The 1,256-nt window shown below is 58.7% G+C and carries 2 protein-coding genes; both read left to right on the plus strand.

Features of this window, described 5'->3' with window-relative positions; all coding sequences use genetic code 11:
- On the plus strand, nt 1–638 hold a 638-nt coding region (locus F8N44_RS31215; protein ID WP_150649842.1), incomplete at its 5' end, for an IS3 family transposase.
- A 75-nt stretch (nt 639–713) separates the two neighbouring features.
- On the plus strand, nt 714–1,256 hold a 543-nt coding region (locus F8N44_RS31220), incomplete at its 3' end, for an IS30 family transposase (protein WP_150652967.1).

The following is a 1,256-nucleotide window of genomic DNA, read 5'->3' on the forward strand; positions in this document are numbered from 1 at the left end:
AACAAAGTCAGGCGCCGATCAACGTCAAGCGGGTCTATCGCGTGATGCGCGATCATCAGTTGCTGCTTGAGCGACGAATTAAACAACCCGGCGTGGCGCGTCGCCACGAAGGCCGCATTGCCGTCGCCACCAGCGATACCCGGTGGTGCTCGGACGGGTTTGAGTTTCGCTGTGATGATAACGCCAAGCTGAGCGTGACCTTTGCCCTAGACTGCTGCGACCGCGAAGCCATCGGTTGGGTGGCCAGCCCGACCGGGTACAGCGGCGACGATATCCGTGATCTGATGCTGGAGGCGGTGGAAAAACGCTTCGGTGAAGAGGCGCCTGCCACTCCGGTGCAATGGCTGAGCGACAATGGCTCGGCCTACATCGCGGAACAGACACGCCTGTTTGCCCGACAGATAGGCTTGCAGCCGGTGACGACACCGGTGCGCAGCCCACAGAGCAACGGCATGGCCGAGAGCTTCGTCAAAACGATGAAGCGCGACTACGTCGCGCACATGCCCAAACCTGACCGTGAAACAGCCTTGCGCAACCTGACGATTGCCTTTGAGCATTACAACGAGGAGCATCCGCACAGCGCGTTGAAATACCGTTCACCAAGGGAGTTTAGGCGCTTGGCAGCGGCATCAATTTAACGGGGTATTGGTGTCCGGTTTGGCAGGGGCCAGTCCATCAAGGACCAAGTGCAACACCTGATGTAAGGTGTTGCCATGCCAACGAAGTACACACATCTCAGCACTGAGGAGCGTGTCGCCATCATGGTGATGCAGCTTCAACATCTTTCTCTGCGAGCTATCGCCGTTTTACTCAGGCGTCATCCCCGTACCATTAGCCGTGAGATCAGGCGGCACAGCCAACTGGGTCGATACGATTCGGCTCACGCCGCCAGCAGGGCTCGAGTGCTACGTCACAAGCCTCGCCGCCAGTCTCGTTTGTGCTCTGGCTCTGAGTTGTTCCAAGTGATCATGGAAATGCTGCGCATTGGCTGGTCACCCCAGCAAATTGCCAGCAGACTACGCAGTATCTGGCCCGATCATCCCGAGCGACATGTGAGTCACGAAACCATCTACCTGGCTATTTATGCCTATCCGCGAGGGGAGCTGAAGCGCCAGCTCATCAGCTACTTGCGCCAAGGTAAGGGCAAGCGCCGCCCGCGAACCCAGAGTGCCACACGTCGAGAGCGCTACCCTGCGGAACTCAGCATTCACCTGCGTCCACCGGAGGTCGAAGATCGCCTTGTTCCTGGGCACTGG

The sequence above is a fragment of the Pseudomonas fluorescens genome, assembly GCF_902497745.1.
GTDB lineage: Bacteria > Pseudomonadota > Gammaproteobacteria > Pseudomonadales > Pseudomonadaceae > Aquipseudomonas > Aquipseudomonas fluorescens_BM.